12 protein-coding genes are annotated in these 16,337 nt (G+C 67.7%); 8 read left to right on the top strand and 4 right to left on the bottom strand.

Features of this window, described 5'->3' with window-relative positions; all coding sequences use genetic code 11:
• The first annotated feature begins 69 nt into the window (after positions 1-69).
• From P5W99_RS00430 to P5W99_RS00415, 4 genes are all read left to right on the top strand, one after another.
• Positions 70-957 (top strand): AAA family ATPase, encoded by an 888-nt coding sequence (locus P5W99_RS00430; RefSeq protein WP_421022714.1) that lies wholly within the window; start codon positions 70-72, stop codon positions 955-957.
• Between the two features lie 125 nt (positions 958-1,082).
• The gene (locus tag P5W99_RS00425) at positions 1,083-2,279 is read left to right on the top strand and encodes a vWA domain-containing protein (RefSeq protein ID WP_421025140.1); all 1,197 of its coding nucleotides are present in this window, start codon (positions 1,083-1,085) and stop codon (positions 2,277-2,279) included.
• Positions 2,270-2,869: a CoxG family protein gene (locus P5W99_RS00420; protein WP_421044645.1), complete on the top strand. Its 600-nt coding sequence runs from the start codon at positions 2,270-2,272 to the stop codon at positions 2,867-2,869. The genes P5W99_RS00425 and P5W99_RS00420 overlap by 10 nt, the downstream gene beginning before the upstream one ends.
• Positions 2,842-3,864: an XdhC family protein gene (locus P5W99_RS00415; protein WP_421022712.1), complete on the top strand. Its 1,023-nt coding sequence runs from the start codon at positions 2,842-2,844 to the stop codon at positions 3,862-3,864. Before P5W99_RS00420 ends, P5W99_RS00415 begins: the two co-directional genes overlap by 28 nt.
• A 42-nt stretch (positions 3,865-3,906) precedes the next feature.
• Here P5W99_RS00415 and P5W99_RS00410 read toward each other — a convergent pair whose 3' ends face one another.
• Together P5W99_RS00410 and P5W99_RS00405 are read right to left on the bottom strand one after the other, a co-directional pair.
• Complete coding sequence (locus P5W99_RS00410; protein ID WP_421022711.1) at positions 3,907-5,322, bottom strand: HdeD family acid-resistance protein; 1,416 nt, start codon at positions 5,320-5,322, stop codon at positions 3,907-3,909.
• 152 nt (positions 5,323-5,474) lie between these two features.
• Positions 5,475-6,194, bottom strand: a complete 720-nt coding sequence (locus tag P5W99_RS00405) for a PepSY-associated TM helix domain-containing protein (RefSeq protein ID WP_421025139.1) — start codon at positions 6,192-6,194, stop codon at positions 5,475-5,477.
• A gap of 250 nt (positions 6,195-6,444) precedes the next feature.
• On the opposite strand from P5W99_RS00405, the gene P5W99_RS00400 reads away from it, so the two are divergent.
• A complete protein-coding gene (locus tag P5W99_RS00400; protein WP_421022710.1) occupies positions 6,445-8,415 on the top strand; it encodes a DUF3857 domain-containing transglutaminase family protein in 1,971 nt (656 codons plus the stop codon).
• A gap of 22 nt (positions 8,416-8,437) precedes the next feature.
• Here the strand turns inward: P5W99_RS00400 and P5W99_RS00395 are convergent, their stop codons facing one another.
• Positions 8,438-9,475 (bottom strand): serine/threonine protein kinase, encoded by a 1,038-nt coding sequence (locus P5W99_RS00395; RefSeq protein ID WP_421022709.1) that lies wholly within the window; start codon positions 9,473-9,475, stop codon positions 8,438-8,440.
• A 94-nt stretch (positions 9,476-9,569) separates the two neighbouring features.
• A complete protein-coding gene (locus P5W99_RS00390) occupies positions 9,570-9,782 on the bottom strand; it encodes a hypothetical protein (protein ID WP_035523464.1) in 213 nt (70 codons plus the stop codon).
• A 609-nt stretch (positions 9,783-10,391) separates the two neighbouring features.
• Between P5W99_RS00390 and P5W99_RS00385 the strand changes: the two genes are divergently transcribed.
• From P5W99_RS00385 to P5W99_RS00375, 3 genes are read left to right on the top strand one after another with little or no spacing between them, the layout of a single operon-like run.
• Positions 10,392-13,574 carry an efflux RND transporter permease subunit gene (locus P5W99_RS00385; RefSeq protein WP_421022708.1) on the top strand — a complete coding sequence of 1,061 codons (3,183 nt, stop codon included), beginning with the start codon at positions 10,392-10,394 and terminating at the stop codon, positions 13,572-13,574.
• Positions 13,575-13,610: 36 nt separating this feature from the next.
• Entirely contained in the window at positions 13,611-14,801 is a 1,191-nt protein-coding gene (locus P5W99_RS00380; protein WP_421073861.1) for an efflux RND transporter periplasmic adaptor subunit, read from the top strand.
• Positions 14,798-16,186 carry an efflux transporter outer membrane subunit gene (locus tag P5W99_RS00375; protein ID WP_434661411.1) on the top strand — a complete coding sequence of 463 codons (1,389 nt, stop codon included), beginning with the start codon at positions 14,798-14,800 and terminating at the stop codon, positions 16,184-16,186. Before P5W99_RS00380 ends, P5W99_RS00375 begins: the two co-directional genes overlap by 4 nt.
• Positions 16,187-16,337 lie beyond the last annotated feature (151 nt).

The following is a 16,337-nucleotide window of genomic DNA, read 5'->3' as shown; positions in this document are numbered from 1 at the left end:
AGCGGCCGCTTATCGCCGACGTATTGCTCGCGTATCGTCCACGTATTTCCGGCCCCATCCAGACCCGCCATGCTCCCCGCCACGATCGACCACACGCTCTCGCAACTCGAAGCGCACGGCTATTTCGCGAGCCGCGAGCTGGCCACGACGCTCTTTCTCGCGCTCAAGATGGAGCGCCCGCTGTTTCTCGAAGGCGAGCCCGGCGTGGGCAAAACCGAGCTCGCGAAGGCCGCGGCCGCGCTCACCGGCACGACGCTGCTGCGCCTGCAATGCTACGAGGGGCTCGACACGGCCAGCGCGCTCTACGAGTGGGACTATCCGCGCCAGATCATGGCGCTGCGGCTGGCCGAAGCCTCGGGCGAGAAGCCGCGCAGCGACACGCTCTATCGCGACGAATTCCTCCTGAAGCGCCCGCTGCTGCAAGCGCTCGAACCGGACCCGCATCATCCCGGCGCGCGCCGCGTGCTGCTGATCGACGAAATCGACCGCGCCGATGAACCCTTCGAAGCCTTCCTGCTCGAGCTTCTTTCGGATTTCCAGGTATCGATTCCCGAGTACGGCACGGTGCGCGCGAGCGTGCCGCCGCTCGTCGTCGTCACGTCCAATCGCACGCGCGAGGTGCACGACGCGCTCAAGCGGCGCTGCCTCTATCAGTGGCTCGGCTACCCCGAGCGCGCACGGGAGCTTGCCATCGTCGCGGCGCGCGCGCCTGAAACCAGCGCGGAACTCCAGCGCCGCGCCGTGGCGTTCGTGCATCAACTGCGCTCGATGGATTTGTTCAAGGCGCCCGGCATTGCCGAAACCATCGACTGGTGCCGTGCGCTCGCGGCGCTATCGGTCACCGAACTCGACCCGCAGTCGGTGCAGGACACGCTGGGCGTGCTGCTCAAGTATCAGGACGATCTCGCGCAGCTCGACACGCAGCGGATCGCCCAAACGCTTGCGCTTGCGGAGTGATGCCGATGGTGCACGCGCCGAACCGCTCGAACGCCACACCGGAAACACCGGAAGCGCAGGCGGCGCCTCGGACGCCCGCCCGCCCCGCTGCACGCGGCGCACCCGCATCGCACGAACCGCCGCCGATGTTCGCGCGCAATGTGGTCCATTTCGTGCGTGTGCTGCGCGGCGCGGGCTTGCCGATGTCGAGCGCGCGCGCCGTGGATGCGCTCGAAGCGCTGAGCTTCATCGACCTCACGCGCCGCGACGATGTGCGCGCCGCGCTGGCCGCCCTGCTCACCGCCGCGCCCGACGAGCGCGAGCTCTTCGACGCCGCGTTCGAGCTGTTCTGGCGCGACCCCGACTGGGAGGGCAAGCTGCGCGCGCTGCTGCTGCCGAAGGTGCAGGGCGCATTGCCGCCGCCGCGCCGCAACAATCGTCTTGCCGACGCGCTCGCGGCCCGCGCGGCCTCGCGCCCGGCCACTCAGGCGCCGCCGGCCCACGAGGAGCACGAACTGCGCGCGCATGCGAGCTTCAGCGCCGAAGAGCGCCTGCGCCACCGCGACTTCGATACGCTTTGCGCCGACGAATGGCGCGCGCTGCGCCACCTGATCCGCGCGCGGCGACTGCCGCTCGCGACCGAGCGCACGCGGCGCCTCAAAGCGTCGTCGCACGGCACGCATGCGGATTTGCGCGCGAGCGCGCGCCATGCCGTGCGCGCGGGCGGCGACTGGACCGTCTGGAAATACCGCGCATGCGTCGAGCGCCGCGTGCCGCTCGTGCTGCTGCTCGACATCTCCGGGTCGATGAGCAGCTATTCGCGCGCCGTGCTCTACTTTTGCCACGCGCTGCTGCAATCGCGCGAGCGCTTGCAGGTGTTCCTGTTCGGCACGCGCTTGACGCACGCCACGCGGGCGCTGCGCGAACGCGACCCCGATGTCGCGCTCGCGCAACTCGCCGCGCAGGTGGCGGACTGGTCGGGCGGCACGCGCATCGGCGAGACGCTCGCGCAGTTCAACCGGCGCTGGGCGCGCCGCGTGCTCGGCGGGCGCGCCACGGTGCTGATGGTCACCGACGGCCTCGATCACGACCCGGGCAGCGCGCTCGCCGAGGAAATGGCGCGCCTGCACCGCTTCGCGCATCGCGTGGTGTGGCTCAATCCGCTGCTGCGCTATCGCGGTTTCGAGCCGAAGGCACGCGGCGTGCAGGCGATGCTGCCGCATGTGGACGCGCACTATCGCGTCCACAATCTGGAGAGCCTGGAAGCGTTCGGCCGCAGCCTGCAGGACCCATCGCACGGATCAACGCACAGATCAAGACAAGGAGCGAGACAATGGAGCTGAGCGAAAGCCACACGCTGCCGGTGCCGCAGCAGCACGCGTGGGAAGCCCTCAACGACACGGCGATACTCAAGGTGTGCATTCCGGGATGCGAGAGCATCGATGCCGATGGCGAGAACGCGTATGCTGTGGCCCTTACGGCCGCGATCGGGCCCGTGAAAGCGCGCTTCAAGGGCCGCATGCAGCTCGCCGACATCGAAGCGCCGCGCAGCTACACGATCCAGTTCGAGGGCCAGGGCGGCGCGGCGGGCTTCGGCAAGGGCGACGCGCGCGTGACGCTCGAACCCGCGGGCGAGGACGCCACCACGCTCAGCTATACGGCTAGCGCGCAGGTGGGCGGCAAGCTCGCGCAAATCGGCTCGCGTCTGGTGGACGGCGCGGCGCGCAAGATCGCCGCCGAGTTCTTCAAGCGCTTCACCGAGCAGCTTGGCCAGGGCGCGCAAGCCGGCGGCGCGCAAAGCGATGAAGCCGCCGCGCAACAGACAGCCGAAACGACTGACAAAACACAAGCCGCCAGCGACGCCGAAGGCACGGGCGGCGACGAACCGCAAAAGAGGAAACGATCATGGACAGCGTGGATCTCGAAGTCCTGAAATCCAGCGAACGCTGGCTCGAGGAAGGCCACCGCGCCTTGCTGGTGACGGTGGTGAAGACATGGGGCTCGTCGCCGCGTCCGGAAGGCGCGATGCTCGTCGTGCGCGACGACGGCCTCGTGGTGGGCTCGGTCTCGGGCGGCTGCATCGAAGACGATCTGATCGACCGCGTGCGCCGCGAAGGCATCGACATCGTCACGCCCGAGGCCGTGAAGTACGGCATCACGGCGGAAGAGGCGCATCGCTTCGGACTGCCGTGCGGCGGCACGATCCAGCTCGTGCTGGAGCCGCTCACCCTGGCGTCGGGCATCGGCGCGCTGCTCGCAGCGGTGGAGCGCGGCGAGCTGGTGGCGCGCACGCTCGACATCGCCAGCGGCCAGGCGTCGCTCGGCCCCGCGAGCGCCACCGACGGCGTGGATTTCGACGGCAAGCGCCTGCTCACGATCCACGGCCCGCGCTACCGCATGCTCGTGATCGGCGCGGGGCAGCTCTCGCGCTATCTGTGCCAGATCGCGGTGGGGCTCGACTATCACGTGACGGTGTGCGACCCGCGCGAGGAATACACCGACACGTGGGACGTGCCCGGCACCACGCTCGTGCGCACCATGCCCGACGACACCGTGCTCGACATGAAGCTCGACGAGCGCTGCGCCGTGATCGCGCTCACGCACGACCCCAAGCTCGACGACCTCGCGCTCATGGAAGCGCTCAAGACGCGCGCGTTCTACGTGGGCGCGCTAGGTTCGCGGCGCAACAACGCGGCGCGGCGCGAGCGGCTCAAGGAGTTCGATCTGAACGATGCCGAACTCGCGCGGCTGCACGGGCCGGTGGGCATCTACATCGGCAGCCGCACGCCGCCCGAAATCGCCGTGTCGATCCTCGCCGAAGTCACCGCGGCGAAGAATGGCGTTTCGCTGCCCACCCTGCTCCAGGTCGAAGGCGCGAAGGCCGCGCGCGAGCAGGCCGCGAGCGCCGGGTCGAGCTGCGACGTCTGAAGCGCCCCGACCGGCAGGCGTGACGCTGCGCGTGCGCCCGCTTCAGGCGCCGCGCGAACCCGCGCCGCGCTCATCCTCGTGATTCTTGCTGCGCTCGCGTGCGCCGCACGGCTTGAGCCACTGTCCGAGCCGCGTGCGCACCAGCCGCATCGCGCGCGTCCATCCCGCCGGGCGCGGGTCGGCGAGCATGCTCAGCGCCCGCGCATAGTCGAGCGTCAGGCCGGGCGTCCACGCCATGGTCTGGCCGCGCTTGCGCAGCTGCGCGGCCACCCAGAGCTCCGGCGTCGCCAGCATGCGCACAAAGGCGAGCCAGCCGCCGCCCCACACGCGCGGCGTCGCGCCTTCGAGCGCCGCCTCCAGCGCATGCGAGACCGTGCTCGAACAGTTGCGATGCGTGAGGTTGTAAGTCGTGTCGGCGCGATAGTGCTGCCAGAAGCGCGCGAGCCGCTGCGCATCGTAGTTGCGGATGCGCACCTTGCGCGTAGACGGGCACCATGCTTTCGACTCAGTCGCGTAATCGGGCTGGAACAGGCCCGGCACGTCGTTCTCCGCGGTCGCCCGCAAGAGGCGCGAGAACTCGTCGGGCGAGCGGTCGATCTCGACGGCGGGATACAGGCTGATGTACAGGTTCTCGGGCGCCTCCAGCGCCGCGTGGCCGGTCGATATCACGCCGTCGCGGTCCACGGCCGCGATATAGCGGTCGATCAACGGCTGGCGCCGCGCCTCGGCCTTCGAGGTGCCCACGGGCGTCCACACGTGCACGGTGAGTGCGTGCTCGTGGTCCTCGGGCGGCCCGTCGAACACGGTGTGCGTCAGCCGCGCCTCAACTCCGTCCTTCCCGGCCTTCGTGCCCACGGCGCTCGCCGCGAGCGCCGCCGCGCCGCTCTGCGCCATCGCCGGATTCACGCCGAGCCGCCGCGCGCGCAAGGCGAGCAGCAACAGGTTCCAGCCGGTGAAGATCAGGGCGAGGCCAAGGCAATACGGCACCGTGCCCCTGTAATGCGTGGGATACGGCTGATACAGAAAGATCGCGATGGCGATTTCGAGCACGCCGCCCGCCACCGCGAATTTCCAGGTGCGGTAGCGCACGACCCAGGCGGAAGCGATCTGCAGCAGGCCATCGGCAAGAAAGAGCGTCGCGAACACCATCGAGAGGATGAACGGCGCATGCCGGTAGCCCGAGAGAATGAGCCCGGCGGTGAGGCAGAACGCGAGCCCCTTCACGTAGCGCAGCGTACGCTGGCCACCCATGCCGGTCCACGCGACTGCGAGCGTCGCGAGCCCTTCGACGAGCAGCAGCCAGCCGAACGGCGCGACGCGAAAATACAGCACGCCGTCGAGCGCATCGACGAAGAGCCCGGCGCCGATCGCAGCGCTCACCGCGCCCGCGATCAGCACCCCGCGCCAACGTGCGCGCAGGTAATCGACGCCCAGCAGGATGATCATGAGCCGCACCATCGTTCACTCCGCGTTGGCGGTTTTCATGGGTGCGATGCTACGCTCCACCGACGCGTGTCCGCCCTCAAGGTGCGCAGTACGTACACGCGAAGCGGGTTTTCGGTTGCGCGCGCAAGTGTGCGAAAGCACATGCAGCCAAGCGCAAATGCGCGCTAGAGCAGCCCGAACGCCAACGCAGCCGCCACCGACCCAGCCACCAGCGCGACGCCCGTGATGCGGCGGCGATTGAGCTCGGTCCACAGCAGCACGCCAGTCAGCGAAAGCAGGATGAGGCTGCCCGCGATGGTGTCCATGAGCAGCACCCAGCCCATGCTCATGCCCACGCCTTTGTGCAGATTGGTGAGCGTCGCGAGGAATGCGCTCTCGGTGCTCCGCACGGCGACGGTGCTGTCGCCCACCCAGTACTCCGCGGCCACGCTCTGGCGCGGCCCCATCAGCATGAGCTGCCAGAACTCGGGCTGCACGACGCTGCGCGCGCCCCACGCGACCGGATGCGCGCGCTCGCGGCGGATCTTGCCGGGCTTGCCGTCGAACACGAGTTCGTGCTGGAGCCAGCGCGCGAGCGCCTCGGGCGTGGCGGGACGCTCGGCGGGCAGCGCGAGCCGCAGCTGCGTGACCTGCGGCGCGCCCGTCGAAATATGCATCGGCCCGGCGCGATGGTTGAGCAAAAAGCCCGTCACGCCGAATAGCAACCCCAGCACGGCGCCCCATAGTCCCACCCAGCCATGCACCTTGCGCAGCCATTTGATGAAGTTCGCGCGGCGCGAGCGCTTGCGCCGCGCGGCGAATTCGGCGGCATCGAGGGGCTGGGCGGCGCGGTGCGGGGGATCGATGCGAACGCCAGCGCCAGCTTCGGCGCTCGGGGTTTCGATCAGGGGCTCGTCGAGACGGGCATTCAAGACACGACTCCGGATACGGCACACCAACGTCGTGCGCCGGATCAATAATTGACAATGAGAATAATTATTATTACACAAACGGAAGGCGAGACGTAAAGGCAAGGCGTGCGCAATGAGCGGCATCCGCTTGACAAGGAAATTGCGTGACTTTTAAGTGAAGGTATTGCGCCGAATACCTGCGAGAGCCGTCTCATAACCACAACGCCGCTCACGGAACGCCGCCATGCGCCACGTCCTCGTTCTTTATCTGGCTGTCCTCGGTTCGGCCTGCGGCGCACGAGCGGCGGAAATACCCGCGCCTGGCGCGGCCCCTGCGCAGACCGCGGCGCCCACGGCCGGCAACGCTGCCGACCAGGCGCCCTACACCAACGAGTCGGAGACGCAGACCTTCGCCATCAACGCCGACGGCTCCTTCACCAAGGTCGACGCGCTCACGCTGCGCATCAATACCGAGGCGGGCATCGCGCGCGCGGGCCAGTACTACGTGTGGTTCAACCGCGGCATGGCGCGCGTCGATGTGGTGGAGGCATGGACCGAGGACGCCCAGGGCCAGCGCCACGACGTGCGGCCCGAACAGATCCGCGACGTGCAGGAAGTACGCTCCTTCGACGCCCCGATGTTCCAGGACGTGCAGGACAAGGTCATCGTGTTCCCGGCCGTCGAGCCCGGCGCGCGCGTGCATCTCACGTGGCGCAAGACCCAGCGCGTGCCGCTCGTGCCCGGCTGGTTCAGCGACTTCACGCCGCCCGACATGGCGCCCACGCACAATTTCCGCGTGATCTACGACTTGCCCGCGAAGGTGCCGCTCCACGCCGACGCGCGCGGCTTCACCGTGCTCGAGCCGGTCACGGCGAACGGCCGCACGCGCTACGAATACCGCTATGACAAGACGAATTTCGCGCGCCTCGAATATGGTTCGGTTTCCTACGTAAGCTATGGCGACCGGCTGATGGTTTCCACCTTCCCCGATTACGCGGCATTCGCGAAGGTGTACCGCGAGGCCTCCGCCGACGTGGCCGCGCGCGACGCGGACGTGGTGCGGCTGGCGCACACGCTCACGGCGCACGATGCCACGCCGCGCGCGAAAGCTCAAACGCTCTACGACTGGGTCCGCCGCAATATCCGCTACGTGGCGGTCAATGTCGGGCGCGGCGAGATCGTGCCGCATCGCGCGACCGAGGTGCTCGCGAACCGCTACGGTGACTGCAAAGACCACGTCGCGCTCTATGGCGCGCTGCTCGACGCGGTGGGTGTGCGCAACGTGCCCGCGCTCCTGAACAGCGGCACGATCTACACGCTGCCTTCGGTGCCGGGCTTCGGTGTGATCAACCACGTCATCACATGGTTGCCCGACCTCGAGCTTTTCGCGGACTCCACGGCGAATAACGTCGAGTTCGGCTATCTGCCTTCGACGGACATGAACCGCGAGACCGTGCTCGCCGGCGACGGCACGCTCATGCGCACGCCGGCCACCGAACTGACCGCGCGCGACAGCGATCTCGACATCACCGTCGCGCCCGATGGCTCGGCGCGCTTCGTCTATCGCCTCGAGTCCAAAGGCTGGGCCGCGGAGCAGACGCGCAGCGTGCTGCGCCTGCAAACGCCCGCGCAGCGCGAGGAATCGCTGCAGTGGGAACTGCGCAACGCGAACCTGCGCGGCAGCGCCCTGCTCGCGTCGAGCCCGCTCGACGCCACCTCAGGACCGCTCGTGGTGACGCTCACGGGCACGCTGGACGGTTTCGTCGACCCGCTGATGACCACGCCGGTACCCACGCTCACGAGCCTCGTGGGCGGCATCGAGGCGAATCTGCGCTACTGGCTCGGCGAGACGCGCCGCACGCAGCCGTTCGTGTGCCGCAACGTGGCCGTGACCGAGCGCACGCGCATCGAATTGCCGCCGGGGCTGCGCGTGCTCGACATGCCCTCGGCGCAGCACGCCGCCACGACGCTGATCGACTACAGCTCGCAATACACGCTCGATACTCACGCCAACGTGCTGCGCGTGATGCGCACGGGCCGCACGCATTTTCCGAGCGACGTGTGCAGTCCCGCCGATTTCGCGCAGATGCGCGCCACCTTCGAGACCATGGCGCGCGACCTGCGCGCCCCGCTGATCGTCAAGCCCGTTGCGGCAAAACCGGCAGCGGGCGCGCTGGAGATCGAGGCGCCGCAGGCCTCGGTGCCACGCATGTAGTGATTGCGGCTCAAACGGATGATCAAACCGGCCAGAGCGGCCCTTCCTGCATCGCGCCGATCTGCTCGCGCAATTCGAGAATGCGCTCTTCCCAGTAGCGCTGCGTGTTGAACCATGGGAATGCCGCCGGAAAGGCGGGATCGGACCAGCGCCGCGCGAGCCAGGCCGAGTAGTGAATGAGCCGCAACGTGCGCAGCGCTTCGGTCAAATGCAGCTCGCGCTGATCGAATTCGCAGAAGTCTTCATAGCCGGCGAGCAGATCCGCGAGTGCGCGCGAGGCGTCCGCGCGGTCGCCGGGCAGCAGCAGCCACAAATCCTGGATAGCGGGACCCATGCGGCTGTCGTCGAAGTCGACGAAATGCGGCCCCGCATCGGTCCAGAGCACGTTGCTCGGGTGGCAGTCGCCGTGCAGACGCAGCTTGCGCACGTCGCCAGCGCGCTCGAACGCGGCCTCCACGCCTTGCAGCGCGAGCGCGACGACCGCTTCCCACGCTTCGCGCACGTCGGCGGGCACGAAGCCGTGTTCGAGCAGGTACGCGCGCGGCTCGTAGCCATAGCTCGCGATATCGATCGATGGGCGTGCCCGGTACGGCTGGGTCGCGCCCAGCGCGTGAATGCGTCCAATGAAGCGCCCTATCCATTCGAGCGTATCGCTGCGGTCGAGGTCGGGCGCGCGGCCGCCGCGCCGCTCGAAGAGTGCGAAGCGATAGCCCTCGTGCTCGTGCAGCGTGCGGCCCTCGAGCACGAGTGCGGGCACGGCGGGAATCTCGCGCGCGGCAAGCTCGGCCACGAACGCGTGCTCTTCGAGAATGGCTTCGTTGCTCCAGCGCTCGGGACGATAGAACTTCACGACGAGCGGCGCTTCGTCCTCCACGCCGATCTGGTAGACGCGGTTCTCGTAGCTGTTGAGCGCCAGCATGCGGCCGTCGGTGCGGCGGCCCGCCGGCATCAGGACGCCATCGACGGCGTCGAGCACGCACTCGGGTGTGAGGCGGGCGTAAGGTGCGGCCGAACCCGCTTCCGGAGGCTCGCCCGATGCAAATGTGGTTGGATCGTTCATCTGCGCATTGTGCATCGTGCGCGCCGCGGCGGCGAGGTCCGGTCAAACTCGCAGGTCAAATCCGGCACAAGTTCAGGCTGAATTCAGGGCGCGCTCAATGCAGATTCGCGCCGGCGGGCATGACGTGCTCGCCCGTGTCTATCAGATCCACCAGAAAAAAGGGTTCGGTGTTGAGCTGCTTCGACGCGCCAGGCTCCCCCACGTACCAGGTAACCATGGCCATGTCGCCGAGAATGCGCATCACGATACCGCGCGCGCCATGAGGCACTGCGATATGCACGGTGCGGACGATAGAACCGACTTGCATGATGTTTCCCCGTTCCCATTCCATTGCCGGCCTCCCCGCAAGAAAGGCCAGTCAGTGTGCTGACAAAAACTGGTGCGCATTCGACGTTGCGCACACATCCAACCTGCTCCGGCGAGCCGCGTTCGCGCTTGATTCGCGCGTGATTCGCGCTTCTTTCACACTTCTTTCGCCCTTGAGACGTGACACGGACCCGACACGGACCCAACCGGTTTACGCATTTTTGCCTCATTTCGGCTACTTGCGCAAAGCAAAAATAGAGGGGCGGCTCGCGCCCCCATTCGACTTACGAATTCCTGACTGTAACAGATGGTAATCGCCACCCGGCGCGCTTGTGGAGCGCTGGCTGCAAAAGTACTCTGACTATTACTGGCAGGCGTTATAGTCCTGCCAAAAGGCGCAAGCTTGGCACGAACGGATAAAAACGCAGACAAACGGCGCGTAATCGATGCACCAGCCGCCGCCCCAAACAGCCACATGAGCAGCCACGCGCCCCGCGCGAACGCTCGCCGCCCGATCCGGTAACAGCATGACAACTGCGCGGGCACCGCGCGATAGCTGCGTGCTGATATCGGCCATAACACCGCCACCCGCGAAGGAAGCTGCCGTTTCATGTGGATCGTCAGGCTCGCACTCAAGCGCCCTTACACGTTCATCGTGCTGGCGCTCCTGCTCCTGATCGTCGGCCCGCTGACGATCCTGCGCACGCCCACGGACATCTTCCCGAACATCGACATTCCCGTGCTCTCTGTCATCTGGACCTACACGGGCCTGCCCGCCGACGAGATGTCCAGACGCATCGCCATCAACTACGAACGCGGACTCTCGGTGGCCGTCAACGACATCGAGCACACCGAGTCCACCTCGCTCAACGGCGTGACGGTCGTGAAGATCTTCTTCCAGCCGCATGCCAACGTGCAGGAGGCGCTGGCCGAAGTCACCGCGCTCTCGCAGGCTCAATTGCGCTCGCTGCCGCCGGGCATCAACCCGCCGTTCATCCTGCGCTACAACGCCTCGACGGTGCCGATCCTGCGCCTTTCGCTGTCCTCGCCGCTGCTCACCGAGCAGGAGTTGTTCGACTACGGCAACAACTTCCTCAAAACGCAGCTCGCCACGGTGCCGGGCGCCTCGGCGCCGCTGCCCTATGGCGGCAAGCAGCGGCAGATCATGGTCGATATCGACCAGCGCGCATTGCAGCAGCACAACCTCTCGCCGATGGACGTGGTGAACGCCATCAGCGCGCAGAATCTCATCCTGCCCTCGGGCACGGCGAAGATCGGCGCGTCCGAATATTCGGTGCTGATGAACGCGAGCCCCAACACCATAGCGGGCCTGAACGACATCCCCGTGAAAACCACGGCGGCGGGCACGATCTATATTCGCGACGTCGCGCACGTGCGCGACGGCTTCGTGCCGCAGACCAACATCGTGCGCGTGAACGGCCAGCGCGCGGCGCTGCTCACCATCAACAAGAGCGGCAACACGTCCACGCTCGAAATCGTCGGCCGCATCAAGGCGATGATGCCGGTGCTGCACAATCTCGTGCCGCCCTCGTTCAACATCGACCCGGTCGCGGACCAGTCGCTGTTCGTGCGCGCCGCCGTGCAGGGCGTGCTGCGCGAGGCGCTCATCGCCGCCGCGCTCACCGCGCTCATGATCCTGCTGTTTCTCGGCAACTGGCGCGCGACGCTCATCATCGCGATCTCCATTCCGCTGTCGATGATCACCTCGATCATCGTGCTCGCGGCGCTCGGCGAGACCATCAACATCATGACGCTCGGCGGTCTCGCGCTCGCCGTCGGCATACTCGTTGACGACGCAACGGTCGCCATCGAGAACATCAGCCAGCAGCTCGAACAGGGCAAGACGCTCGAGCAAGCGATTCTCGACGGCGCGCACCAGATCGCGGTGCCCACGCTCGTCTCCACGCTCTCGATCTGCATCGTGTTCGTGCCGATGTTCCTGCTCACGGGCGTCGCGCATTATCTGTTCATTCCGCTCGCCGAAGCCGTGGTGTTCGCGATGCTCGCGTCGTACTTCTTCTCGCGCACGCTCGTGCCCACGCTCGCGAAGTATCTGCTGCGCTATCACCACAAGCCCGCCGACCTCCATCACATGCATGCGGGCACGCGCAATCCGTTCATGCGCCTCCACCTTGCGTTCGAGCGCGGCTTCGAGCGCATGCGCGTGCGCTATCGCGCGTTTCTCGCGGCGCGCGTCGCGCATCCCGTGTGGTTCGTGGCGGCGTTTCTCGCCTGCTGCGGCGCCTCGCTGCTGTTGCTGCCGTTTCTCGGCCGCGACTTCTTTCCGCAAGTGGATGCGGGCACGATCGCGCTGCATCTGCGCGCCAAGACCGGCACGCGCGTGGAGGAAACCGCCGTCATCACCGATCGCATCGACAAGCGCATCCGCCAGCTGATTCCCGCGCGCGAGCTGCATTCGATCATCGACAACATCGGCCTGCCGGTCTCGGGCATCAATCTCTCGTACAGCAACACCGGCACGATCGGCACCTCGGACGCCGACGTGCTGATCTCGCTCGCCGAAAACCACCACCCGACGGCGGATTACGTGCGGCTGCTGCGGCGCACGCTCAACGACGAATTCCCGGGCGTCCAGTTCGCCTTCCTGCCCGCCGACATCGTGAGCCAGACGCTGAACTTCGGCATGCCCGCGCCGATCGACGTGCAGATCACGGGCCGCGACGTGGATGCCAACCGCGCATACGCGGCGCGCCTGCTCGCGAAACTGCGCAGCGTGCCGGGTCTCGCCGACGCGCGCATCCAGCAGCCAGCCGACCTGCCGCGCCTCTTCATCGACGTGGACCGCACGCGCGCGCAGCAAGCGGGCTTCACGCAGAAGGACGTGGCGAGCGACCTGCTCATCACGCTCTCGGGCAGCCAGCAGACCACGCCCACGTTCTGGCTCAACCCGATGAACGGCGTGAGCTACAACGTCATCACCGAAGCGCCGCAATACACGATCGATTCGCTGCAGTCACTCGCGAACATTCCGCTCACCGCGAACGGGCGCAGCAACATTCTCGGCTCGCTCGCGAGCATGCGGCGCGTGTCCGGGGACGCGGTCGTCACGCACTACAACGCGCAGACCACCATCGACATCTACGCGAGCGCGGACCGCCGCGATCTGGGCGCGGTCTCCGACGACGTCCAGAAAATCATCGCCGGATCGCACGGCGACCTGCCCAAGGGCTCGACGCTCAGCCTGCGCGGCCAGGTCGACACCATGAACAATTCGTTCTCCGGATTGCTGGGCGGCCTCGTGTTCGCCATCGTGCTGGTCTACCTGCTGATCGTCGTGAACTTCCAGTCGTGGCTCGATCCGCTCATCATCATCTCGGCGCTGCCCGGCGCGCTCGCGGGCATCGTCTGGATACTGTTCCTCACGCACACCACGGTTTCCATTCCCGCGCTCACGGGCGCCATCATGTGCATCGGCATCGCCACGGCGAACTCGATTCTCGTGATCAGCTTCGCGCGCGAGCAGTTGCGCGAGCACGGCGACGCCGCGCGCGCCGCCATCGAGGCGGGGTTCACGCGCTTTCGCCCGGTGCTGATGACGGCGCTCGCGATGGTGATCGGCATGGTGCCGATGGCCATTGGACTCGGCGAAGGCGGCGAGCAGAACGCGCCGCTCGGGCGCGCCGTGATCGGCGGGCTCACGGTGGGCACGCTCGCGACGCTCATCTTCGTGCCCGTGGTGTTCTCGCTCGTGTACCGCAAGCTCGGCGAGCACCGCCAGCGCGCCATCGAAAACGTAGTGCCCAAATCATGACGACGATGCTCTTTTCTCCAACGACCCGGAGCCGCCATGCATCCCGGCCACGCTGACACGCCGCCGCCGGATCCACGCGATCCGCACGGTCCACGCCGGGCACGGCGCTGGCCGCTGGTGCTCGCGGCGCTCGTGGTGATCGCGCTTGCCGTGCAAGGCATCTGGTCGCGTTTGAACGCGCACGCGGCGCTCGAGCGCGAAGCACAACGCGCGAGCACACTGAGCGTGCAGGTGGTCACGCCGCAACGCTCCGCGCATGCGCTCGACCTCGTGCTGCCTGGCAACGTGCAGGCGTTTCTCGACACGCCCATCTATGCGCGCACCAATGGCTATCTGCGCAAGTGGTATGCGGATATCGGCGCGCACGTGAAGGCGGGCCAGCTGCTCGCCGAAATCGACGCGCCCGAAGTTGACGACCAGTTGCGCGCTGCGCGCGCCGATCTCGCGAACGCCGAGGCGAACTACGCGCTCGCGAAAACGACCGCCGATCGCTGGACGCAGATGCTCCAGACCCGTTCGGTGGCGAAGCAGGACGCGGACGAGAAGCAAGCCGACATGCTTGCGAAAAAGGCGACGCTCGACGCGGCGCGCTACAACGTCTCGCGGCTCTCGCAGTTGCAGTCGTACGAGAAGGTGAGCGCGCCGTTCGACGGCATCGTCACGGCGCGCAATACCGACGTGGGCGCGCTGATCGACGCGGGCAGCTCGGGCGGCCAGCAAAAGGAGCTGTTCCATGTCGCGCAGGCCGACCGCCTGCGCGTCTATGCGAACGTGCCGCAAGCCTACGCGCAGCAGATCCGACCGAACCAGCACGCGTATCTCACGCTCAACGAGACGCAAGGCAAGCGCTACCCGGGCGTGGTCGCGCGCACGGCGGGCGCGGTCGACCCGCAGCAGCGCACGCTGCTCGTGGAAGTGGACGTCGACAATCCCAACGGCGACCTGCTGCCCGGCGCCTACGCGCAAGTGCATTTCGCGCTCGACGGCAGCGCCACGCCGCTCACGCTGCCGGGCAACGCGTTCCTGTTCCGGCCCGATGGCGTGAAGGTCGCGACGGTGGGCGAGAACGGGCACGTGAAGCTCGTCGATGTCACGCTCGGCACCGACTTCGGCACGCGCGTAGCGGTGGCCGCGGGACTCACCGGCAATGAGCGCGTGATCGTGAATCCGCAGGATTCGATCGTCGATGGGACGCCGGTGCGCATCGTCGGGAAGGCGGCATCGTGAGGCGAATATTGCTCTGCCTTGCGCTTGGCGCCGCGCTCGCGGGCTGCAAGGTCGGCCCCGACTACGTGCGCCCGCAGATCGGCGTCGCCGCCACCTACAAGGAACTCGAAGGCACCGGCTGGACCAGCGCGCAGCCCGCCGACACCGCGCCGCGCGGCGCCTGGTGGTCGATCTACGGCGACGTGCAACTCGATGCGCTCGAAGCGCAGGTCGAGCGGGCGAATCAGAACGTGCAGGCCGCCCAGGCGCACTTTCGCGCCGCACGTGCGAACGTCGCCCAGCAACGCTCGACCTTTTTCCCGACCGTGACCGCGGGCGTGGGCTTCACGCGCACGCGGACCTCGCAGAACATCGAGTTCAAGTCGACGGCGGGCCGCACGATCAACGACTACCTCGTAGGTCTCGACGCCACCTGGGAGCCCGACGTCTGGGGCCGCGTCGCGCGCGGCGTGGAAAGCGCGCAGGCCAACGCCCAGGCGAGCGCCGCCGACATGCAGGCGGTGCTGCTCTCGGTGCAGGCCGAACTCGCGACCGATTACTTCGAGCTGCGCGGCCTCGACCGCGAACGCCAGTTGCTGGAAGACACGCTCGCCGCTTACCGCGAGTCACTCGCGCTCACGCAACACCGCTACGAAGGCGGCATCGCCACCGACGCCGACGTGGGCCAGGCGCAGACGCAATTGCAGACCACCGAGGCGCAGGCGATCGATCTGGGCGTGCAGCGCGCGCAACTCGAACACGCCATTGCAATCCTCACGGGGCAGTCGCCCTCCACCTTCGCGCTGCCCGTGCTGCCCGGCGCGCCGCTCACTGCGCAGGCGCTGGTCGCGCCGCCGGGCGTGCCGTCGACGCTGCTGGAGCGCCGCCCCGACATCGCCGCCGCCGAGCGCCGCGTGGCCGCCGCAAACGCGCAGGTGGGCGTGGCCACGGCAGCGCTCTTCCCGAGCCTCGTCCTTGCCGTCACGGGCGGGCTGGAGGCGACCAACTACAGCCAGTGGCTCGTCGCGCCCGCACGCTTCTGGTCGCTCGGCCCGGCGCTCGCCGGCACGCTGCTCGACTTCGGCGGCCGCGCCGCCGTGCGCGACGCGGCACGCGCGCAATACGACGAGAACGTCGCGCAGTATCGCGAGACCGTGCTCGACGCGTTCGGCCAGGTCGAGGACAACCTCGCGGCCCTGCGCGTGCTCGAACAGGAGGCCGTCGCGCAGGACCGCGCAGTGGACGCCGCGAAGCGCACGCTTGCGATCGTCGAGAATCGCTACAAGAGCGGCGCGATCACCTATCTCGACGTGGTGGCGGCGCAAACCACGGCGCTCAACAACGAGCGCCAGGCCGTGAGCATCGCGCGCCGGCGCCTCGCGGCGAACGGCGGCCCGCCGCCATAGATCGGCGCGGCGGCGAACCTGCAATCGGGCAAGGCATGGATCGTGCGGAAGGCGTATCGTTGCGCCTTTGCCAGTTCTCCCAGGAGTTCGAGCCGTGACCGCATCACCGGGCGCTGGGCGTAACACCACCACGCCCAGCGCCGCGCCATCC

The sequence above is a fragment of the Paraburkholderia sp. A3BS-1L genome, assembly GCF_051125215.1.
In the GTDB taxonomy this organism is placed as follows: Bacteria; Pseudomonadota; Gammaproteobacteria; order Burkholderiales; family Burkholderiaceae; genus Paraburkholderia.
Note: the sequence above shows the minus strand (reverse complement) of the source record. Positions and strands in the feature narration are given on the sequence as shown.

Coding starts and splice junctions, on each gene's coding strand:
- P5W99_RS00430 (WP_421022714.1), top strand. CDS start 70: ATGCTCCCCGCCACGATCGACCACACGCTCTCGCAACTCGAAGCGCAC.
- P5W99_RS00425 (WP_421025140.1), top strand. CDS start 1,083: ATGTTCGCGCGCAATGTGGTCCATTTCGTGCGTGTGCTGCGCGGCGCG.
- P5W99_RS00420 (WP_421044645.1), top strand. CDS start 2,270: ATGGAGCTGAGCGAAAGCCACACGCTGCCGGTGCCGCAGCAGCACGCG.
- P5W99_RS00415 (WP_421022712.1), top strand. CDS start 2,842: ATGGACAGCGTGGATCTCGAAGTCCTGAAATCCAGCGAACGCTGGCTC.
- P5W99_RS00410 (WP_421022711.1), bottom strand. CDS start 5,322: ATGGTGCGGCTCATGATCATCCTGCTGGGCGTCGATTACCTGCGCGCA.
- P5W99_RS00400 (WP_421022710.1), top strand. CDS start 6,445: ATGCGCCACGTCCTCGTTCTTTATCTGGCTGTCCTCGGTTCGGCCTGC.
- P5W99_RS00395 (WP_421022709.1), bottom strand. CDS start 9,475: ATGAACGATCCAACCACATTTGCATCGGGCGAGCCTCCGGAAGCGGGT.
- P5W99_RS00390 (WP_035523464.1), bottom strand. CDS start 9,782: ATGCAAGTCGGTTCTATCGTCCGCACCGTGCATATCGCAGTGCCTCAT.
- P5W99_RS00385 (WP_421022708.1), top strand. CDS start 10,392: ATGTGGATCGTCAGGCTCGCACTCAAGCGCCCTTACACGTTCATCGTG.
- P5W99_RS00380 (WP_421073861.1), top strand. CDS start 13,611: ATGCATCCCGGCCACGCTGACACGCCGCCGCCGGATCCACGCGATCCG.